The organism is Pedobacter ginsenosidimutans (assembly GCF_001442625.1).
Lineage (GTDB): Bacteria > Bacteroidota > Bacteroidia > Sphingobacteriales > Sphingobacteriaceae > Pedobacter > Pedobacter ginsenosidimutans.
Genome location: NZ_LMZQ01000007.1, coordinates 133,435 through 151,868 on the forward strand (window position 1 = coordinate 133,435; position 18,434 = coordinate 151,868).

General features: G+C 42.0%; 12 protein-coding genes. All 12 read right to left on the reverse strand.

The window, feature by feature from the left end; genetic code table 11:
- Positions 1-38: 38 nt before the first annotated feature.
- On the reverse strand, positions 39-1,286 hold the full coding sequence (gene mraY / locus ASU31_RS12460; RefSeq protein WP_057932625.1) for a phospho-N-acetylmuramoyl-pentapeptide-transferase: 1,248 nt from the start codon (positions 1,284-1,286) through the stop codon (positions 39-41).
- Positions 1,286-2,743, reverse strand: coding sequence for a UDP-N-acetylmuramoyl-L-alanyl-D-glutamate--2,6-diaminopimelate ligase (locus ASU31_RS12465; protein ID WP_057932626.1), 1,458 nt, complete (start codon positions 2,741-2,743; stop codon positions 1,286-1,288). Before ASU31_RS12465 ends, mraY begins: the two co-directional genes overlap by 1 nt.
- A 69-nt stretch (positions 2,744-2,812) precedes the next feature.
- Entirely contained in the window at positions 2,813-4,915 is a 2,103-nt protein-coding gene (locus tag ASU31_RS12470) for a penicillin-binding protein (protein ID WP_057932627.1), read from the reverse strand.
- On the reverse strand, positions 4,905-5,327 hold the full coding sequence (locus ASU31_RS12475) for an FtsL-like putative cell division protein (RefSeq protein WP_057932628.1): 423 nt from the start codon (positions 5,325-5,327) through the stop codon (positions 4,905-4,907). Before ASU31_RS12475 ends, ASU31_RS12470 begins: the two co-directional genes overlap by 11 nt.
- Positions 5,324-6,229: a 16S rRNA (cytosine(1402)-N(4))-methyltransferase RsmH gene (gene rsmH / locus ASU31_RS12480; RefSeq protein ID WP_057932629.1), complete on the reverse strand. Its 906-nt coding sequence runs from the start codon at positions 6,227-6,229 to the stop codon at positions 5,324-5,326. Before rsmH ends, ASU31_RS12475 begins: the two co-directional genes overlap by 4 nt.
- A complete protein-coding gene (mraZ, locus tag ASU31_RS12485; RefSeq protein WP_057932630.1) occupies positions 6,219-6,686 on the reverse strand; it encodes a division/cell wall cluster transcriptional repressor MraZ in 468 nt (155 codons plus the stop codon). Before mraZ ends, rsmH begins: the two co-directional genes overlap by 11 nt.
- Positions 6,687-7,094: 408 nt before the next feature.
- Entirely contained in the window at positions 7,095-9,113 is a 2,019-nt protein-coding gene (locus ASU31_RS12490; protein ID WP_057932631.1) for an FAD-dependent oxidoreductase, read from the reverse strand.
- A 2-nt stretch (positions 9,114-9,115) separates the two neighbouring features.
- Positions 9,116-11,092: a golvesin C-terminal-like domain-containing protein gene (locus ASU31_RS12495; RefSeq protein ID WP_167346181.1), complete on the reverse strand. Its 1,977-nt coding sequence runs from the start codon at positions 11,090-11,092 to the stop codon at positions 9,116-9,118.
- 59 nt (positions 11,093-11,151) lie between these two features.
- A complete protein-coding gene (locus ASU31_RS12500) occupies positions 11,152-12,753 on the reverse strand; it encodes a RagB/SusD family nutrient uptake outer membrane protein (RefSeq protein WP_057932633.1) in 1,602 nt (533 codons plus the stop codon).
- Between the two features lie 10 nt (positions 12,754-12,763).
- Complete coding sequence (locus tag ASU31_RS12505; protein WP_057932634.1) at positions 12,764-16,147, reverse strand: TonB-dependent receptor; 3,384 nt, start codon at positions 16,145-16,147, stop codon at positions 12,764-12,766.
- A 204-nt stretch (positions 16,148-16,351) separates the two neighbouring features.
- Positions 16,352-17,509 carry a FecR family protein gene (locus ASU31_RS12510; protein ID WP_057932635.1) on the reverse strand — a complete coding sequence of 386 codons (1,158 nt, stop codon included), beginning with the start codon at positions 17,507-17,509 and terminating at the stop codon, positions 16,352-16,354.
- Positions 17,510-17,624: 115 nt separating this feature from the next.
- On the reverse strand, positions 17,625-18,230 hold the full coding sequence (locus ASU31_RS12515) for an RNA polymerase sigma factor (RefSeq protein ID WP_157257988.1): 606 nt from the start codon (positions 18,228-18,230) through the stop codon (positions 17,625-17,627).
- Positions 18,231-18,434: the final 204 nt, after the last annotated feature.

Consider the following 18,434-nt stretch of genomic DNA (forward strand, 5'->3'; position numbering starts at 1 on the left):
CGGCATTTAAACCGCTAAGCCCTAAACCTTCTAACCCTCTACCTTAACTTCAATGTTACAATGGTCATAATCGCAAGCATGATTCCGATAATCCAGAAGCGGGTTACAATTTTGGCTTCGTGGTATCCTTTTTTCTGGTAATGGTGGTGTAAGGGCGACATCAGGAAAATCCTGCGTCCTTCACCAAATTTCCTTTTGGTATACTTAAAATAAGACACCTGCATAATTACCGACACCAATTCTACCAGGAATACCCCACATAAAATCGGAATCAAAAGCTCCTTGCGGATCATGATGGCAAATGAGGCAATGATTCCCCCAATGGCCAAACTTCCGGTATCGCCCATAAAAATCTGCGCCGGGTAAGAGTTGTACCAAAGGAAACCTACGCAGGAACCCACAAATGCTCCTGCAAAAATCATTAGCTCTGCAGAGTTTGGGATATACATAATATTGAGGTAATCAGCCATAATGGTATTACCCGATACATAAGCCAAAATACCAAGCGTGATCCCGATTACTGCCGAAGTTCCAGTAGCTAAACCATCAATCCCATCGGTAATGTTTGCCCCGTTCGAAACCGCGGTAATGATAAATACCGTTACAATCAGGAAGATAAAAAATGCATATTTCTGGTAATCGTCACCCAAAAACTTCAATACCTTTGCATAATCGAACTCATTGTTCTTATAAAAAGGCATATTGGTTTTAGTCGATTTTACATCTTGTGTATAATAAAAGGTTTCTCCTTTTTGGCGTAATACCATCGGAACCGTAGAAGTGCTTTTTACATCGTCCTGTACAGTTTCCCTTACCACAATATTTGGATGAAAGTACATGGTGCAACCTACAATTAAGCCTAAGCCAACCTGGCCAACGACTTTAAAACGACCCGCCAAACCTTCTTTATTCTTTTTGAAAACTTTGATATAATCATCTAAAAAGCCTACGGCACCCATCCAGATCGTGGTGATTATCATTAAAATCACGTAGATATTGGAGATATTGGCAAATAACAAGGTCGGAATAAGAATGCCCAGCAAAATAATGATACCACCCATTGTTGGTGTACCTTGTTTTTGCATCTGTCCTTCTAAACCTAAATTTCTCACTGTTTCTCCAACCTGTTTTTTATGCAGGTAATCAATCAACCTACGTCCGTAAACGGTGGTAATTACCAATGATAAAATAATAGAGATAGATGCACGGAAAGTGATGTACTGAAACAACCTTAACCCAGGTATATCATAATGCTTATGCAGGTATTCGAATAATAAATATAACATTAGCTGATTGGTTTTAATTGTTCAAGTAAAATCTCTTTATCATCAAAATGGTTCCTTACGCCATTAATTTCCTGGTATTTCTCATGCCCTTTACCAGCAACAAGAATAATGTCTCCTGGCTGCGCTAAATGGCAGGCTGTTTTTATAGCTTCTTTTCTATCTAAAATGGATAAGGTTTTACGCTTATTGGTCGGTGAAACACCTGCTTCCATTTCGCTGATAATCGTCTGCGGATCTTCCGTTCTGGGATTGTCGGAGGTCAGAATCACCTTATCACTCCAATCGCATGCTACCTGGGCCATAATTGGGCGTTTGGTTTTATCTCTATCCCCGCCACAGCCCAGCACCGTTATTACCTGTTCGGTTCCTTTCCGGATATTGGCGATGGTGCTCAGCACATTTTGAACAGCATCTGGCGTATGTGCATAATCTACAATACCTATAATCTTATCTGCAGAGGTGATGTAATCAAATCTTCCTTCAGCGCCTGATAAACGGCTCAACAAAGTCAGTACCTTTAATTTATCCTGCTCTAACAAGATTGCAGTTCCATAAACCGCTAGTAGGTTATACGCATTAAAAGAGCCTACAAGCTTGAAGTAAACATCTTCGTTATCGATATCTAAATGCAGACCACTAAACTGATTCTCGATAATTTTTGCTTTAAAATCGGCCAATTGTTTAAGCGCATAGGTTTTTTTATGTGCTTTTGTATTCTGCAGCATTACCACACCGTTTTTATCGTCGATATTAGTGAGTGCAAATGCCGATTTAGGCAGAACATCAAAAAATGCTTTTTTTGCTTTCAGGTAAGCGTCAAAAGTTTTATGAAAATCTAAATGATCATGCGTTAAATTTGAAAACACACCACCTGAGAAAGTTAAACCTTCAATCCGGTGCTGAGAAACCGCATGTGAGCTTACTTCCATAAAACAGTAATCGCAACCAGCATCGACCATTTCTCTTAAGAGCTGATTTAATGCGATCGGATTTGGTGTGGTATGCGTTGCCGCCACTACCGTATCATTGATATAATTCTCTACCGTTGATAAAAGCCCGGTTTTGTAACCTAAATCTTTAAATAATTTAAAAAGAATGGTAGCAATGGTGGTTTTTCCGTTCGTTCCGGTAATTCCGATCAGTTTCAGATCTGCCGATGGATTTCCAAAATAATTCCCGGCAACAATCCCCAAAGCCACAGCAGTGTTTTCTACTTTGATGTAGGTAACAGTAAAATCATTGATCTCTGGTAAATTTTCACAGATAATTACACCTGCCCCCTGCTGAATGGTCTGCTCAATAAACTGGTGTCCATCAGCTACAGTGCCTACTACAGCAAAAAAGATATCATCTTTACTTACTTTACGCGAATCGAAATTCAGCGCATTGATTTCCCTATCGGTTCTACCAACCAATTCTTTAATCGTTACGCCATAAAGTAAATCCTGTAATTGCATTTTTTTTTATTTTTTTAGTATCGAGTAGTGAGTATCAAGTAGCAAGACCTAAACCCTATACCTTTTACCTTAATTCAACTCTATCTGTACACCCAATCCTTTACCCACCTTTGTTCCGGCGATGATGGATTGACTGACCACTTTTCCAGAACCCGAAACCTTTGTTTTCAGCCCCGCATTCCCCAAAAGATACAATGCGTCTTTCAGTCCCATTCCCGCCACATTTGGCATCACACCTTTACGCTCGTTATTTTCCTGAAAAACTGTTCCTGCACTGGTATCTATAATATTGTAATACTCAGATTTTGAAGCAAAAAGTGGTTTAAAACCAAATGCCTTATACACTTTCTGAGTCGCTTTACTCTGTCCTGCTTTTGTTGGCGGATTACCCGTATTACCTACCAAGCGGGTCGGCATATCGTTATACATCTGCATATCGCTGGCATAAATACGGTCGGCGATTTCCCTGAAAACCGGTCCTGAAACCAATGCTCCGTAATAAGCACCCTTTGGATCGTTGATTACCACGATCATCGAATATTTTGGCTTATTAGCAGGAAAATAACCCACAAAAGAAGCCTGATACTGCTTATTTGCCTTATAACCTTTATTTGCATCTGCAACCTGAGCGGTACCTGTTTTACCTGCAATCGGATATAATGGATTATAAACAATCTGCTTTCCGCTACCTTCCAATACTACACCTTCGAGCATTTTTTTGATTTTGCTCAGGGTTATATCAGAACAGATTTTATCGTTGATTACCCTTGCTTTAAACTGCTCAATCGGATTACCCAGCCTTCTGATCTCTTTTACAAAAATTGGCGCTACCATTTTACCATTGTTAGCCACTGCATTATACAACGACAACATTTTAAGCGGCGTTAACTGCATCTCGTAACCATAAGCCATCTGCGGTAAGGTCATGTTTTTGTTCCAACTTTTATTGGTTTTTGGATTCTTTACCGCCGGCATGGCTTCCCCAGGAATCTGCAAACCCATTTTTTCATTTAAATGCCAATCATATAAATGATCGGTAAACTTTTTAGGGTTAGCACCATATTTACTGTTGATCAGATATGCAATAGCTGCATTTGATGATTGTTCAAATGCTTTTTTAACAGTAACCACACCTATACTTCCGTGAGAATCTTTAATTGTATGACCGGGGATTTTATAGGTACCCGTTCCAACCATGGTATTGGTATCAACCAGTTCATCTTCCAGCAAAGCCATATATGAGGCCAATTTAAAAGTTGAACCCGGATCCTGGTTACCTGCAATGGCATAGTTAAACTTTTCCTTATACACTCCTTCTTCTACTTTAGAGAAATTGGCTACTGCACGGATTTCGCCCGTGGCCACTTCCATCACAATCACCGCACCATGATCGGCTTGCGATTTGATCAACTGTTTTTCTAAAGCACTTTGCGCCAGATCCTGCATATTGATATCGATGGTTGAAATAATATCAGCACCATCTTTCGGAGCCACCTCAGCTTCTTCATTAACAGGAATATAAACCCCGCCGGCAATTCGCTGCATTAATCTTTTTCCCGTTTCGCCGTTGATATATTCTTTATAGGCGCCCTCTAAACCCACCCCGTTTTTAACATTTTCGTTTTTATACCCAATTGTACGGGCAGCCAAAGCCTGGAAAGGAAGAATCCGTTTGTTCTGCTGAACAGCAATTAAACCGCCACTAAACTTACCGATGTTATATAAAGGAAAAGTCCTGATGGTTTTAAGATCAGCATAACCCACTTTACGGTGGATCAGTAAATAGCGCGAGCTGTCTTGACGGCCCTTACGCAGATATCTAGCATATTCCTTAGCCGTTTTATCCTGAAAGAGCTGAGCTAATTTATAACCCAGCGAATCTACCTTCTCGTTAAATACTTTATCATCGGCAATACCGCCAGCAAACATATCCATACGCAGTTCGTATTCTGGTATCGAAGTAGCCAGCAAACTGCCGTCGTTAGAATAGATATTCCCACGGGTAGCCTCCACATTTACATATCGTGTAGAAAGACTATCTGCCATAGCTTTCCATTTTTTTCCCTGCACATACTGTACCTGACCGAGGCGTAAAAATACCGCGAAAGCAAAAAGCACAATTAAGCCAAATGCCAGATATACACGAAGCAAGATGTTTGCTCTAATATTCATCGCTTTTAACAATTATTTTTTTTGGTGGTTCAATCAGTTCCTTTATACCAAGGGTATCTACCTTTTTAGCAACCTCTGTCAGTTTACTCTTGAACATCAGGTCGGCCTTAAGGGATTTATACTCCCATCTTAATTCTTTTACTTCTTTATTTAATTTATCAATCCGGCGAACATTGTTTACCGCAAAGTGGCTATTAGCAATGTAAATCATTCCCAAAAGGGCCAGAAAACACAAATAAGGCAGCGCATCAGTTGCCGCCTCTTTACTTACTAATCCATCATTAAAAAGCTTGCTGATAAATGAATTGCTATCCATTTTTTCTTCAGCAGTTTTTGGCCTTTTGGGCGCAGCTTTTAGCTCTGGTTCAGGCCCAATCTCTTCCTCTTCTATCTCTTCCCTAAACCTGTTCATATCTTTTCTGCAATTCTTAGTTTCGCACTGCGGGCCCTATTGTTCTGAGCAATCTCCTCATCAGTGGCAATTATCGCTTTACGTGTAATTACATTAAATGGCTTTTGCTGATTTCCAAAAAAATCCTTTTCTACCTCACCCTGAAATTTACCCTTCGCCATAAAATTTTTAACCGGCCTGTCTTCCAAAGAATGATAAGACATCACTACTAAATGACCACCGGGCTTCAATACATCAGCAGCCTGCACCAAAAAATCTTCAAGCACCTGGATTTCGGCATTCACCTCTATGCGTAGCGCCTGAAACACCTGCGCCAGATATTTATTCTCTTTTCCTTTCGGGATATAACCAGCAATTGCCGACTTCAAACTGTCGATATCGGCAAAAGGCTGCTCTAAACGCGAGGTCACAATAGCGCGAGCCAGCGATTTAGCATTCTTCACCTCTCCATAAATCCCAAATATCTTATGTAGCTTATCCTCTGAATAGGTATTCAATATTTCGGCAGCGGTTAAATCGCGGTGCTGATCCATACGCATATCCAGATCAGCGTTATGACGGATAGAGAAACCACGCTGTGGCACATCGAACTGATGCGAGGAAACCCCAAGATCAGCCAGAATACCGTCAACCTGCTTAAAACCTTTTAAGCGGAGATTATTTTTCAAAAAACCAAAATTCTGGTCGATAAAAACAAATCGATCGTCAGCAGGAATATTCGCCTGAGCATCAGGATCCTGATCGAACGCGATCAATCTTCCTTTCGGTCCAAGATGTTTCAAAATCTCTCTCGAATGCCCCCCACCACCAAAAGTAACGTCTACATACACACCGTCAGGCTTGATATTCAAACCATCAATGCAAGGTTGCAACATTACAGGAACATGGTAATTATTCGCCATCTGCCCCTCCTTTCTTATCACCCATTACTTTTTGGGCAAGGCTTGCGAAATTGGCCGGAACATCATCAAAAATATCTTCGTATGCTTTTTTGTCCCACACCTCGATACGATCTAACTGACAGGCCAGCACAAGGTCACTACCTATACCTGCATACTCTACCAGTGATTTAGGCAAAAGCACTCGGCCTACAGCATCAAGCGAAAGCTCGGTTGCCCCACGCGTAAAAGCCCGTACAAAGGCCCTGTTTTCCTGATCGTAAATATTAAGCTTGGCAAGATCGGCAACAACGGCATCCCAAACTTGCTTAGGATAGATCACCAGGTTTTTCTCAAAACCACGGTTAATAATGAGCCCATCATTCTCGGCATTAGGCAATTGTTTCTTAAGCGCAGCAGGTACCATAAGGCGGCCCTTTGCGTCAAGTTTACAATCGAATTCTCCTAAAAGTTGGGTCATAGTGGTATCTACACTTTATATCTAGTGTAAAAGTAAATAGTTCTACCACTTTTTACCACTTTTTACCACAAAAAAGTTTTCCACATCCTTTTTGTTACAATTATGGTGTAGCAATATACCTAGAATAAGTATATCAGCACAAAACAAAAAGCCTTAACAACTGATAATAAGCCTATTAAAATAAAATATTAAAAAGTGTTAAGCTGGCCCAATTTTTCCCGCATTTATTGGGTTTTTCTCCAAACACTCTCATTTACAGCTTTAAAAATGTGGGAGAATCTCCCACTTTACCAACAAAATTTTATCTCTTTTGAAAAAATTCAACTACTAAAAACCTTGTATAACCCTGAACGGAAACCAATACAGCAGCAACAACTTTATTGCCCTGTATCGTTTTAGCTTGTCCGATCATTTTTTACCCGACAAAGGTTTAAATAATACCGCATCAGCAACCACAATTCCATCGGCTTTAAGATTACTGATCCGCACATAAGGTTCGGCATTACTTTTAATATTGTATCTACCTAAAGAAACCCATTCGCCCGATGTTTGTCCGACCACTTTGATCTCCGATTTCAAAATATTGTGGCTATGGCTCTTTTCTCCATCAAAAACCTCGATCGAGGTAATACCCGAACCTTTATCTGTTAGGGGATAATAACTAAACACCTCATATTGTCCGGCTTTTAAACCTTCCGCATTAAAGGTGATGTTTGCTGGCGATTTATCGGATTTGTTATAAAAAAGCGCATTGGGACCATAGATATGTCCGGGTTTTAAATCCCAGTTACCCTCTATTTTAACCATTGGCGAAAGGTTATCGATAATCAGGTCAGGTATGCTTCCATCCAGCAGGGGATCAATGGTCAGCTTTTCGTTTATCTTTTTGTAATCCAGCTGCTGTACAGCTATGTCCTGGTCTATCGAGAAGCTGGCTGCAACCGCAGCAACCTGCGAAAGCACCATAAATACAGGCTCCATGCGAATAGAACCGTAGGCGATGTGACTGGCTGACAAACAGACCGGCACGATCAGATTATCACATTCCTGCTCTTTGGGCACGATAGCCTTATAACTGATCGGATAGGGCGAAATATCAGGAATTTCGACATTCCCTTCATTTTTGACCATACCATCCACAACCAAACGATCGGTATTATGAGAATCCATGTTGTACGCCGCTAAAGCAATTCCATCAGTTACTACTGCCTTTCCGGTACAGTTGTGTTCGGTCATTACATAATCACTGATCATCCTTCGTGCCTCCCTGATATAAGCCTGGTGGGACCAATTGTTATTACCTTTATATTCGTCTTTCGGATACCCCCATTGCAACATCTGGTTTCTAAGCGCCTGCGGCACCCTCTGGTCATGCCCGAAAAAATAAAACAGTCCTTTAGTGTATGAGGTCAGATCCTCAATATATTTCCCTCTTGATTTATAATCCCCATCCGGATAAGCATGATTGGTCCCGATCATATCTGTAGAAAAACCGTTTCTGTTGTTGATATCGGTTTTATGATTGGGCATTTCGCTCCAGATAAAATAATCGTTGAGGCTTAAACTGTTTTTCTGCTTTTCCATCAACCTCAAAAGCAGTTCGTAGCGCGTACTGTCATAGTCCTCGGGCCTGGTAATGGCGATACGGTTCTGAGGATCATCTGTCAAGCAGACCCTGTAATTATAAGACTGCACTTTACGATCTCCCGAACCGCGTGGCATCAAGCTGCCTTTATTGATACCCCAGAGTAATCCACTGGCCGGATCACCTTTAACCCGGTATGGATCGATATGATCTGGAAACTGGTGCCCTTCTAAGAGTTGAACACCATTATAGGTTTCGTTATATTTAGCATTGGCCTCGCGCCCCACAGTATAGGCAACACCGGCTTTTGCCATCAGGTCTCCCTCATAACTGCAATCTATAAATACCCTAGCACTGACAGTTTTATTTTTCGCTTGACCAGCAGACGGTTCTATTGTAATGGTTTTAATGGATTTCCCTGCTTTTTCCACTGTAGAAAGCCTGTATCCATAAACCACATCTACCTTAGCACGGTCGATATAACTTTTAAAGAGATCTTCGGCCACATGAGGTTCAAACACCCATTGCTCGAGTTTACCATAGTGAGTGCCTATCCTGCGGTAAAAATCCTTCGAAAGGCCCGTTACCACATATTTGTTCCCGATATCGGTAAAACCTAGACCGCCTGAAGAGAGGCCGCCAAGGTTTTTACCAGGTTCGATCAGCAGGACGGTTTTCCCCATTTTTTTGGCACTATAGGCCGCAATTACCCCTGCAGAGTTTCCGCCATAAATACACACATCAACCTGATGGGTGCTTGCGGTTTGAGCAATGGCAGAATGGGTATTAAATAAGAAGTAAATAGAAACGACCATAAGCCGTTTAAGCATTATATTTTTCATAGTTAAGGTGTTAAGGTAAATTTTAAAGCATCGGCACGTAAAGGACGGTCGTGGGCCGGAAGTGTATCAGTTAGTTCAACATAATTATTGGTTCCCCTCGGTAATTGATAGCTGCCCAAATCAACCCATTTTCCCTGGTCTTTAAATTGATCAACAACTACCGCAGCCACTTCTGCTCCGCCGGCAAAAATGGTGTATTTTGCTTTTGTGGTAGAATAGGCATTTAGCGCAGCATTACCGGGTATATAAACCGAAATGTTATACAGCCCCGCTTTGGTGATGGCAGCCTTCCATGTTGCTTTGCTCTGCACGGCAGGTTTGGCGACCACCCTGGTTCTTTTTCCGTCATGACCTACAATTTCGGCAATGGCAGAAATCCATTTGGCAGCCGCGATGCTGTCCTGGGTGATTTCGGTGTATCCCCCGAAATAAAACCCGTATTTTAAACTGAAAGGCGCGGTTGCAGGCAGGATTTTTTCCTGGGCAAAAGGCGCTTTTAACACCCCTTTAATATACACCGGGTTGGCATCCAGGGTGATAGAAACCGTATCGTTCACCGCATTATAGATGGTGCTATTGCCCATGATATCTACAACTTCGAGCGATGCTGCATCGGTAAAAAGGCGCACACCTGTACCCGAAAGCGAGTACATTACCCTTACCTCGTCGCTGCCCTTTGTAAATTTATAAGCATTGATCAGCCCTGGCGAAATCTGTTCTTCTGCAACAAAAATTGCCCCTGATAACTGACGGGTCAGGGCGGCATAGGTAGCAAAACCAGGTTTTGGGGTATAGGCACCCAAAGTATCATCGGGATGCCTGATCAGTCCGAATGCCCCTTCAGAATCGTTGAGTGTTGATTTATTCTGCAGGTTGTAAATACCAATTTTTTGCACCCCGTTTGCCAGAGCAGTTACAATCCTTCTTGGCAGATTATTGGCCTGCTCCTTTTCGGTGAAGGTAAAAGTGGTAAAACCCGTTTCTGAAAGGTTAATCGGGATAAGGTTATTGTTGTTATACGCTTTTATAACATTTTTATGCTTATTGATATCAGTAACGATAGCTTCAGAAACCGGAATATAGGAATGGAAAGCATATTCATTCATCGAACTGAGTGCTCCTTTCTGTAAGATCTTACCCAAAAAACTCTCGGTAGCCAGATCGCTGACTACCATACCCACAATTTTCACATTTGGAAAAGTTGGGTGAACCTCATCATAAGAAGCTTTTAACAGGTTATAATAAAAGGTAGTTTTTTGATCTTCTGTAGTAAGTCCCTGCGAAAAGGTGCCGATATCAGGTTCATTCCAGATTTCTACATTTTCAATGCCCGGATAGTGGGTTAACAATTGTTTCACATATTTGGCAAATGCCATCCTGCCTTCGGCACTTACCGGCGCTTTGCCGTTATCGTAAAGCGGGTTGTACAGGGCGCAAACCAAATAAGGTTTAAGGTTATTTGCGGCAAGTTGGGCGATAAAAGCATCTTCTTTAGTCCCAAAGGTATATACCTGTTTCTGTTTTTCTACTACATCCCATCGTATGGCATCACGCACGTATTTTACCCCCATTTTCTTTGCAATCGGGATGAGGATATCGGTTGATTGCCAGGCATGTGTTTGCCCGATAAAAGCAGATTGACTGACCGTACTCAGATCAAAATTGGAAACAATGGCAAAAAAGGTTTCCTTTGAACCCGTGACCGCGCTATTCTGCTTAGATTTGATCAAAAGTTTAAACCAGCCAAGTTTCCCGGGTTCAATATTCAACAGGGCTGTATCTCCGGCTACAGCCTTTTTTCCCGAAAGTATTTTTTGTTCCCAAAAATCATAACAGGCCCATTCAACAGAATCGGCGGCTACATGGATTACAAATTCCTTTTGATCGCTTTGGTAAAAAATATTACCGGCCACCTTTTGTTGGATGGTAATGAAGGATTGTTGTGCAAAAAGCGTGACAGGAGCCAATAAAAAGGCCATAAGAAAAAAGGCGGTGGAAAGAACCATCTTTCTACCCCTAGTGTAATTTATCTTGATCATTAATATCCAGGATTCTGTGTTAAAAGTTTGTTTAAAGAAAGGTCATAACTCGGGATCGGCAGCAGCAGATTCCTGTCGGTAATTACCCTCGAAGCGGTAGTAATGGTGGTATTGTTCCCGCCGTTGGCGATAGCATAGGCCAAAAAGGTTTTCATATCACCGATAAAATTACCCCAACGGATCAGATCGGGCCGCCTTAATGCCTCATAACAAAGCTCCCTTGAACGCTCCTGTTTAATGGCATCCAGAAACTGTATTTTACTAAGCCCTGGTGTAAGTGCTGCGTTTACCGTAGGAAACGGAGGAGCCGGTAACAACAGGCCATAAGCCCTTCTTCTCACCTGGTTAACCGCATCATAAGCCAGGGCTGTTGGCCCGTTCACTTCATTTTCGGCCTCTGCCAGCATCAACAGCACATCGCTGTACCTGAGCATCGGAAAATTCTGAGGGGTATAGTTCGAGTTTTTCGGTACAACCTCTTCGTATTCCCTTCTCCATTTCCCTGCACACATCAGCCAGGTACTGGTAACAGCCGTTTTTTTCGCAACAGTCGCCGTTCCCCAGGTATAATTTGCACAGTTCCAGTCCCTGCGAAGATCAAATGATGCTTTATTAGGTGTAGTGGTACTGGCTGGATTAATCTGGTAGAGGTCGAACAGTTTCCTTGTGGCTACAATACTACCTGTGCTATAACCCACAGAGGTATCGTTACAGCGGATCCCACAGAACCGCCCTGCATAGGTTCCTCCTTTATTTGCAAAACCATTATTATCACGGAAAAATTCCAGCTCCCAGATGCTTTCCTTTACGTCGTATTTATTGGTGGCATAATTTAAAAATATCTGGCTGTAATCAGGATTAAGGGCATGTTCTTTAGAATCGACCACCTTTTTTGCCCAGTATAGTGCTTCCTGATATTTAGCGGTCTGATTGAGCGGATAACCTGCCATATATAAGCATACCCTGGCCAGTATCCCTTCTACTGCAGTTTTTGTTACTTTACCGCCATAGCCCAAAGAGGTAGCCGTTTGGGTCTGAAGAAGTGATTCTGCAGTGGTCATATCTTTAACAATCTGCTCATACACATCCTTTGCAGGCGTACGGGCCAGATCCACATCTTTTACTGATGAGGTTGGGGTAAGTTTTAGCGGTACATCTCCATAATTACTTACCAGCAGGAAATAAAAATAAGCCCTTAAAAACAGTGCTTCACCTTTGATGATGCCTCTTTTGGTCTCATCCATTGCAGGTTTGCCGATATTGGCCAGTAACATGTTGGCACGTTCTATCCCGATGTAACTGCTATTCCAAAGCAGGTTTACCTTAGCATCGGTAGGCACATATTGATAGGAAGTTACCAGATCGACGGTGAACCCGTAGGATTCATCTGTATTGGTATTGAACATATAGAGGTAATTGTTGCCATAACAATCGACATCTATCAATTGAGAATAAACACCATTAAGGGCAATCTGCAGGTCTGCTGCAGTAGCATAAAATGACTCTGGAGTAATAAAATCTGTTGGTTTGGTATCGAGTATTTTTTGGCAAGAACTGTTTACCAATAGTACCATGGCCAGTATAAAAAATATCTTCTTCATGATCTATAAATTAAAAAATGAGGTTTAATCCAAAAGTTAATGTTCTCGGGCGCGGGTAGGCAGAATAATCAAAACCTGGGGTTAAAGCCGAATTGCGGATCGAAACCTCCGGATCAGGGCCTGAATAGTTTGTCCAGGTGATGAGGTTCTGCGCGGAGGCAAATACACGGAGCGATTTTATTTTTAACCGTTTGCTAAGCTGCTCACTCAGGTTATAGCCCAAGGTTACCGTTTTAAGCCTCAGGTAAGATCCATCTTCGATAATCCTGCTCGAATATGCAAAAGGCCCCTGTCCGCCCGTTCTAAAAAGGGTATTTGAGGGATTATCGGGTTGCCAGCGGTCTCTCCAGGTAGCAAACTGGTTTAAGGTGAGCGTATTCTTTCCGTTCCCCTCAAATACCAGGCGGTTGGCATTGACCAGATCATTGCCGTAAGACCATTGAAAAAAAACATTCAGATCAAAACCTTTATACCTGAAATCGTTCACAAAACCTCCGGTATGAATGGGAATCCCCCTACCAATGGTTGTAATATCATCAGCATTGACCACCAGATCGCCGTTCAGATCTTTGTATTTAATATCGCCAGGTTTGATGTTTGCCCTTGCTGTACCATTGGTCGGCACTGTGCTCTTCAGTACATAGGTTCCTGCCGTTGGCTGGTCAAAATCGCTGTACTGATAAACACCATCCCATTCATAACCCCTCATCTGGGCAATGGGCTGGCCTACCTGTGCAGTATAGGCAAACAGTGAGTTATAAGAAAAATCGAAGAACACCGGACTCAGGATCTCTTTTTGGTTCTCGGCCAGTTCGAGCACTTTGTTTCTATTGAAACTGATATTGAAGCCTGTTTTCCAGGTAAAGTCTTTGGTGTTGATATTTACCGTATTAAGCGAGAGTTCCAGTCCTTCGTTTTTCACTTTTCCTACATTTTTATAGGCTGAACCGATTCCGAGCGTATAAGGAAGGTTGGCCAGCAACAAAAGATCCCTGGTTGTTTTTCTATAGGCATCAACGGTAAAGTTTATCCGGTTATTGAACAAGCTTAAATCGTAACCGATATTGGTCTGTGCGGTGGTTTCCCATTTTAGATCGGGGTTGCCCAAAGATGATAGCTGAGCACCTGTTGAGGCCGCACCATTGTTGTAGGAATAAGCCGGGAGTGGGCCAAGGAGAATCTGCGAAAGGTAACTAAAATCACCTATGCGGTTATTGCCTGTTAAGCCATAACTGATCCGCAGTTTTGCCTCCGAGATAAAACGGAGGTCTGACAGGAAATTTTCCTTAGCCATGTTCCAGGCAAAAGAGCCTGATGGAAAAGTTCCCCAACGACGACCTGGAGCAAATTTAGAAGATCCATCTGCACGGATCGATGCGGTTAATAGGTACTTCGATTTATAATCGTAATTGATCCTGGCCAGAAATGAAGACAGCCCCCATCTTGAGCTCTGAGAAACTGAAGAGAGCAGTGATGACTGGTCGAGTCCGTCCAGTCCCAAAGATTCGTTAGGTACCTGGGTTGCGCTAAAACCATAACGGCTGGAATTGAGTGCCTGCATAGTATATCCCCCCAGCACATTAAAGTTATGTCCGCCTTTAAATGATTTTTTATAGGTCAATGTATTTTCGTTCAGCCATGAATTTGTCGGAACAGTATAAATCGATCCGTTAACCCCAAAAGTGTTGTAAATGCTTCCCCTGCTGGTCTGCGAATTATAAAAGCCTTCCAGTTTTATGCTGTTGCGTGTAATACCACCCGATATGCGCAGACTTAGACCGGGCAGGATGGTATAATCTAAAAAGGCATTTGCAATCAGGTTATCGGTAATGGTGTTCTGAATCTGGTTTTGTGTAGAAATTACCGGGTTTACCCGGTAGTCGCCAAAAAGATTGCCCGAGAGTGCCGGATCTATAAACTCATCCAACAGCCCTGAATCGTTGTCACCGCCAGTAACAGGGCGATATCCCCAAACGGCATAAAAAAGGTTGTTGCTGTACGAAGTGTTTGATCCCGGCTCCGAAGGACTTACCCCCGAAGAGCGGCTATTACTATAATTGATATTTACGCTTGCTTTAAGGTTCTTGTTGATCGTCTGGTCCAGGTTCATACGCCCCTGATAACGGGTAAAGCCAGAATTGATTACAATTCCTTTCTGATCAAATATATTCCCCGAGACAGCATATCTCGTTTTATCACTCCCACCCCTTAATGAAAGCGAATAGTTCTGCATCGGTGCAGTTTGATAGATATAATCCTGCAGATCGATCCCCTGAACATCCCGATAAGATTCCAAGGTTTTCCCACCACTCAGGTAGGTTGTTGGTGCTAAGGTGGGATTAAGCTCCAACTGGTATTTCACAAATTCGTAGGGGCTTAAAAGATCCATTTTTTTTGCAACGTTCTGCACCCCATAATAAGAATTAAAGGTAATTACAGGCAGGCCGATCTTTCCTTTTTTTGTAGTGATGATAATCACTCCATTTGCTCCCCTTGCACCATATATGGCGGTAGAGGAGGCATCTTTAAGCACATTGATGGATTCGATATCGGCTGGATTTATCGAGTTGTTCATCCCATCTTCCATCGGAAAGCCATCTACCACATATAAGGGAGAATTGTCCTGGGTGATGGATCCATATCCCCTGATTACAATATTATTGACCGATCCGGGCTGCCCATCGTTTCCCGAAACGCTAACGCCAGCGACTCTTCCGGCCAGGGCTTCATCGAATGATTTAACAGATGCCTTATTGAAATCGCCCATATTCACTTCTGCTACCGATCCGGTAAGATCTGTTCTTTTTACCGCTCCATAGCCAACAATAACCACATCGTTCAGTCCTGTATTCTGAGCCTTTAGCGTAACATTGATTACCGTTTTTGATTCAATGGGAACCTGCTGCGTTTCGAATCCGATCATGGAAAAAATCAGTACAGTGCTCGGTCCATTAACAGCTATTTTGTAATTCCCATCCTTATCGCTAAGTGCTATTACCTGCGAATCTTTCACCCGCACTGTTGCGCCGTACAAGGGCTGGTTATCATCGCCTTTTATTTTGCCCGTTACCGAAACTAACCTTGAGGCAATATAGGGCAGGATTTTTGGCGTAACCAAAATTGTTTTTTTATCTATCTTATAGCTAAATGGCTGATTTAAAAAACACCTGTCCAAAGCTTCGGTCAGGGTAGCATCTTTTATGCGAACGTTTATTTCCCTGGCATTTGCAAGCAGGTCTACATCATAAAAAATACTATATCCGCTTTGGCGGCGGATATCCTCGAGGGTTTCCTTTATGGAAGCATTTTTTTTATCCAGGCTTATCTTTTGTGCAAGGGTAGCAGCACTAACCTGCATAAAAGAGAGCAGACATAAAAAATAAGATAATCTCATAATCATCAATATTTTGGAGTGAATATAGGAATGCCTCCCGCATATGATTGCAGTAGAATTTTTATACATTTGGTTGTTAGGTTTTCTTGAATATTTGGTTAATTGAAAGTGATCATATCGGAATACTTAACTACAGTCTGATTGGCTGTATAGCCGGGAGTGGTGGTAGACTTCCGGCTTCGTTATTCCTTTAAACTATAGATGTTAGTTCATCAGAATAACCCTCCTTCCTTCTATTTTATAATTTACACCCCCTGTAATTTTCATATAATCAAGCAGTTCGGTGATATTGCTGAACCTGGAGGTTGTGCCACCAAACTTTTTGGATTGTACATTACCTCTGTATTCTACCTCGATATCGTACCATCTGCCGGCAATTTTCATCACTTCTTTGATGTTCAGGTCTTTAAACACAAAGTTACCCTTCACCCAGCCCATCGTCTGTTCGATGTTGGCAGGCTGCACCGAAATTTCGCTGTTGGTATAAGCCGAGATTCCCTGTTGGCCCGGTGCAAGACGTTTGGTTTGCTTTCCTTTGTTCATGCTAACGGCACCCTCTATCAGTGTGGTAGTAATGTTTGCATCGTCCGAGTAAGCTGAAATATTAAAGTGGGTACCCAGAACACGTACCTCAACATCGCCGGCCTTTACTATGAATGGCATAGATGCATTTTTAGCAACCTCAAAATAGCCCTCGCCCTTAAGTTCTACATTCCTGTACCTCCCGCTAAATTCGGCAGGATAGGTAAGTGAAGAGGCTGCATTTAACAGCACCTTACTCCCATCTGATAAAACAAGCTGATATTGTCCGCCGCGGGGAACAGTTATGGTATTGTAAACGGGCTTGGTGTTATGCTCGGAGGTTTTATCCCCAAGGTTGTAAACCAGTTCGCCATTTTCTTTTTTGATAATCTGGGCAGCACCCTCTCTGGCCAAAATCCCTGCATGTGGCTGTGTTAGCACAATCTGTTCACCGCTGCTTAAGGTCAGTACTGCTTTGTTCGATCCCGGTCTGATATCCTGTTTTATGTCCACCGGCACCTTGCTTACCATCTCGGCCTTTTTATCTTTCCGGATAAAAAAACTGCCTACAGCGATCATGATCAGTATGGATGCTGCAGCATACCATATCCGGTAAGAATGTTTTAGGGTTTGTTTGGACTGCTCTTCGGGCGTACTGATCCTGGATTCAATCTTTTCCAGGATCGAGGCTTTCATGGCATGTTCCTGCTCATCGGATAAGTCTACATCAGACATTGCTTCCAGTCTTTTGTAGTATTCATCCAATAATGCCTCTTCTTTCCTTGTGGATTTACCGGCAAGATATTTTTCCAACAAATTTAAATAGCGCTGTCTTTCCATGATACCATTTTATTACTAGTGTAAAAATGATACCTATACCCTACGGTTAAATGAATTTTTTTTCTTAAGGGCAGAAAATAATGAATCAGGCCATTTTACTAATACAGACCAAGCATCATAAAAAAAATATTGTGCTGAGCACAGATAAACATCCACTCAGTGATAAACCTTTACGGATATGTTTTAGCGACTTTGTAATGCGTTTTTCTACTGTTTTTTCTGAAATATTCAAGAAAGCTGCAATCTGTTTGTAGGTCATGCCTTCTTCTCTGCTTAGGCGGAAGGTCTCCTTGCAGTCTTCAGGAAGAGCATTGATAATCTCCGAGAGTAATTCCTGCTGTTCTTTAAACAATAGCGGGTTATCGGTAATAATATCGGCCGTTACTAAGGCCAGCCGGTTGTAAAAAGCATCATCGTGTTTCTTTTCTCGGACGGCCTGATACACAGCGAAACGCGTAGCCTGTTGTAAGTAGGCTTTAAGATTGAGGATAACCGCCTCATTTTTCCGGTTCCATAAACTCACAAAAATATCCTGTACAATGTCTTCGGCAGCAATGGTATTGTTGAGGATGCGGTATGCGGTATGGAAAAGTAATTTCCAGTAGTTGTTATAAATAATGGTAAAGGCGCTCCGGTCTCCTTTTCTAAGCAGTTCAGTCAACTCGGCATCACTAAAATCGCGGGCTTCGGCCATTAATACCTGGTTATAAAATTGTATCAATCAATTTTAGATATTTTTTCCCATTATACTATAAACCGTCTGAATTATTTTACAAGAATTAACATAAGCAGTTAACATGTTTCATCTGGAAACATGTTAAAATCATTTACCTGTTAAACTTTGACCAATACTTGAGCGGATTATTTTCTCGTCAATAACTTTTATAATGATTATACGACATCAAAACCAACAACTTATTTAGAC

Coding starts and splice junctions, on each gene's coding strand:
- mraY (WP_057932625.1), bottom strand. CDS start 1,286: ATGTTATATTTATTATTCGAATACCTGCATAAGCATTATGATATACCT.
- ASU31_RS12465 (WP_057932626.1), bottom strand. CDS start 2,743: ATGCAATTACAGGATTTACTTTATGGCGTAACGATTAAAGAATTGGTT.
- ASU31_RS12470 (WP_057932627.1), bottom strand. CDS start 4,915: ATGAATATTAGAGCAAACATCTTGCTTCGTGTATATCTGGCATTTGGC.
- ASU31_RS12475 (WP_057932628.1), bottom strand. CDS start 5,327: ATGAACAGGTTTAGGGAAGAGATAGAAGAGGAAGAGATTGGGCCTGAA.
- rsmH (WP_057932629.1), bottom strand. CDS start 6,229: ATGGCGAATAATTACCATGTTCCTGTAATGTTGCAACCTTGCATTGAT.
- mraZ (WP_057932630.1), bottom strand. CDS start 6,686: ATGACCCAACTTTTAGGAGAATTCGATTGTAAACTTGACGCAAAGGGC.
- ASU31_RS12490 (WP_057932631.1), bottom strand. CDS start 9,113: ATGAAAAATATAATGCTTAAACGGCTTATGGTCGTTTCTATTTACTTC.
- ASU31_RS12495 (WP_167346181.1), bottom strand. CDS start 11,092: ATGGCCTTTTTATTGGCTCCTGTCACGCTTTTTGCACAACAATCCTTC.
- ASU31_RS12500 (WP_057932633.1), bottom strand. CDS start 12,753: ATGAAGAAGATATTTTTTATACTGGCCATGGTACTATTGGTAAACAGT.
- ASU31_RS12505 (WP_057932634.1), bottom strand. CDS start 16,147: ATGAGATTATCTTATTTTTTATGTCTGCTCTCTTTTATGCAGGTTAGT.
- ASU31_RS12510 (WP_057932635.1), bottom strand. CDS start 17,509: ATGGAAAGACAGCGCTATTTAAATTTGTTGGAAAAATATCTTGCCGGT.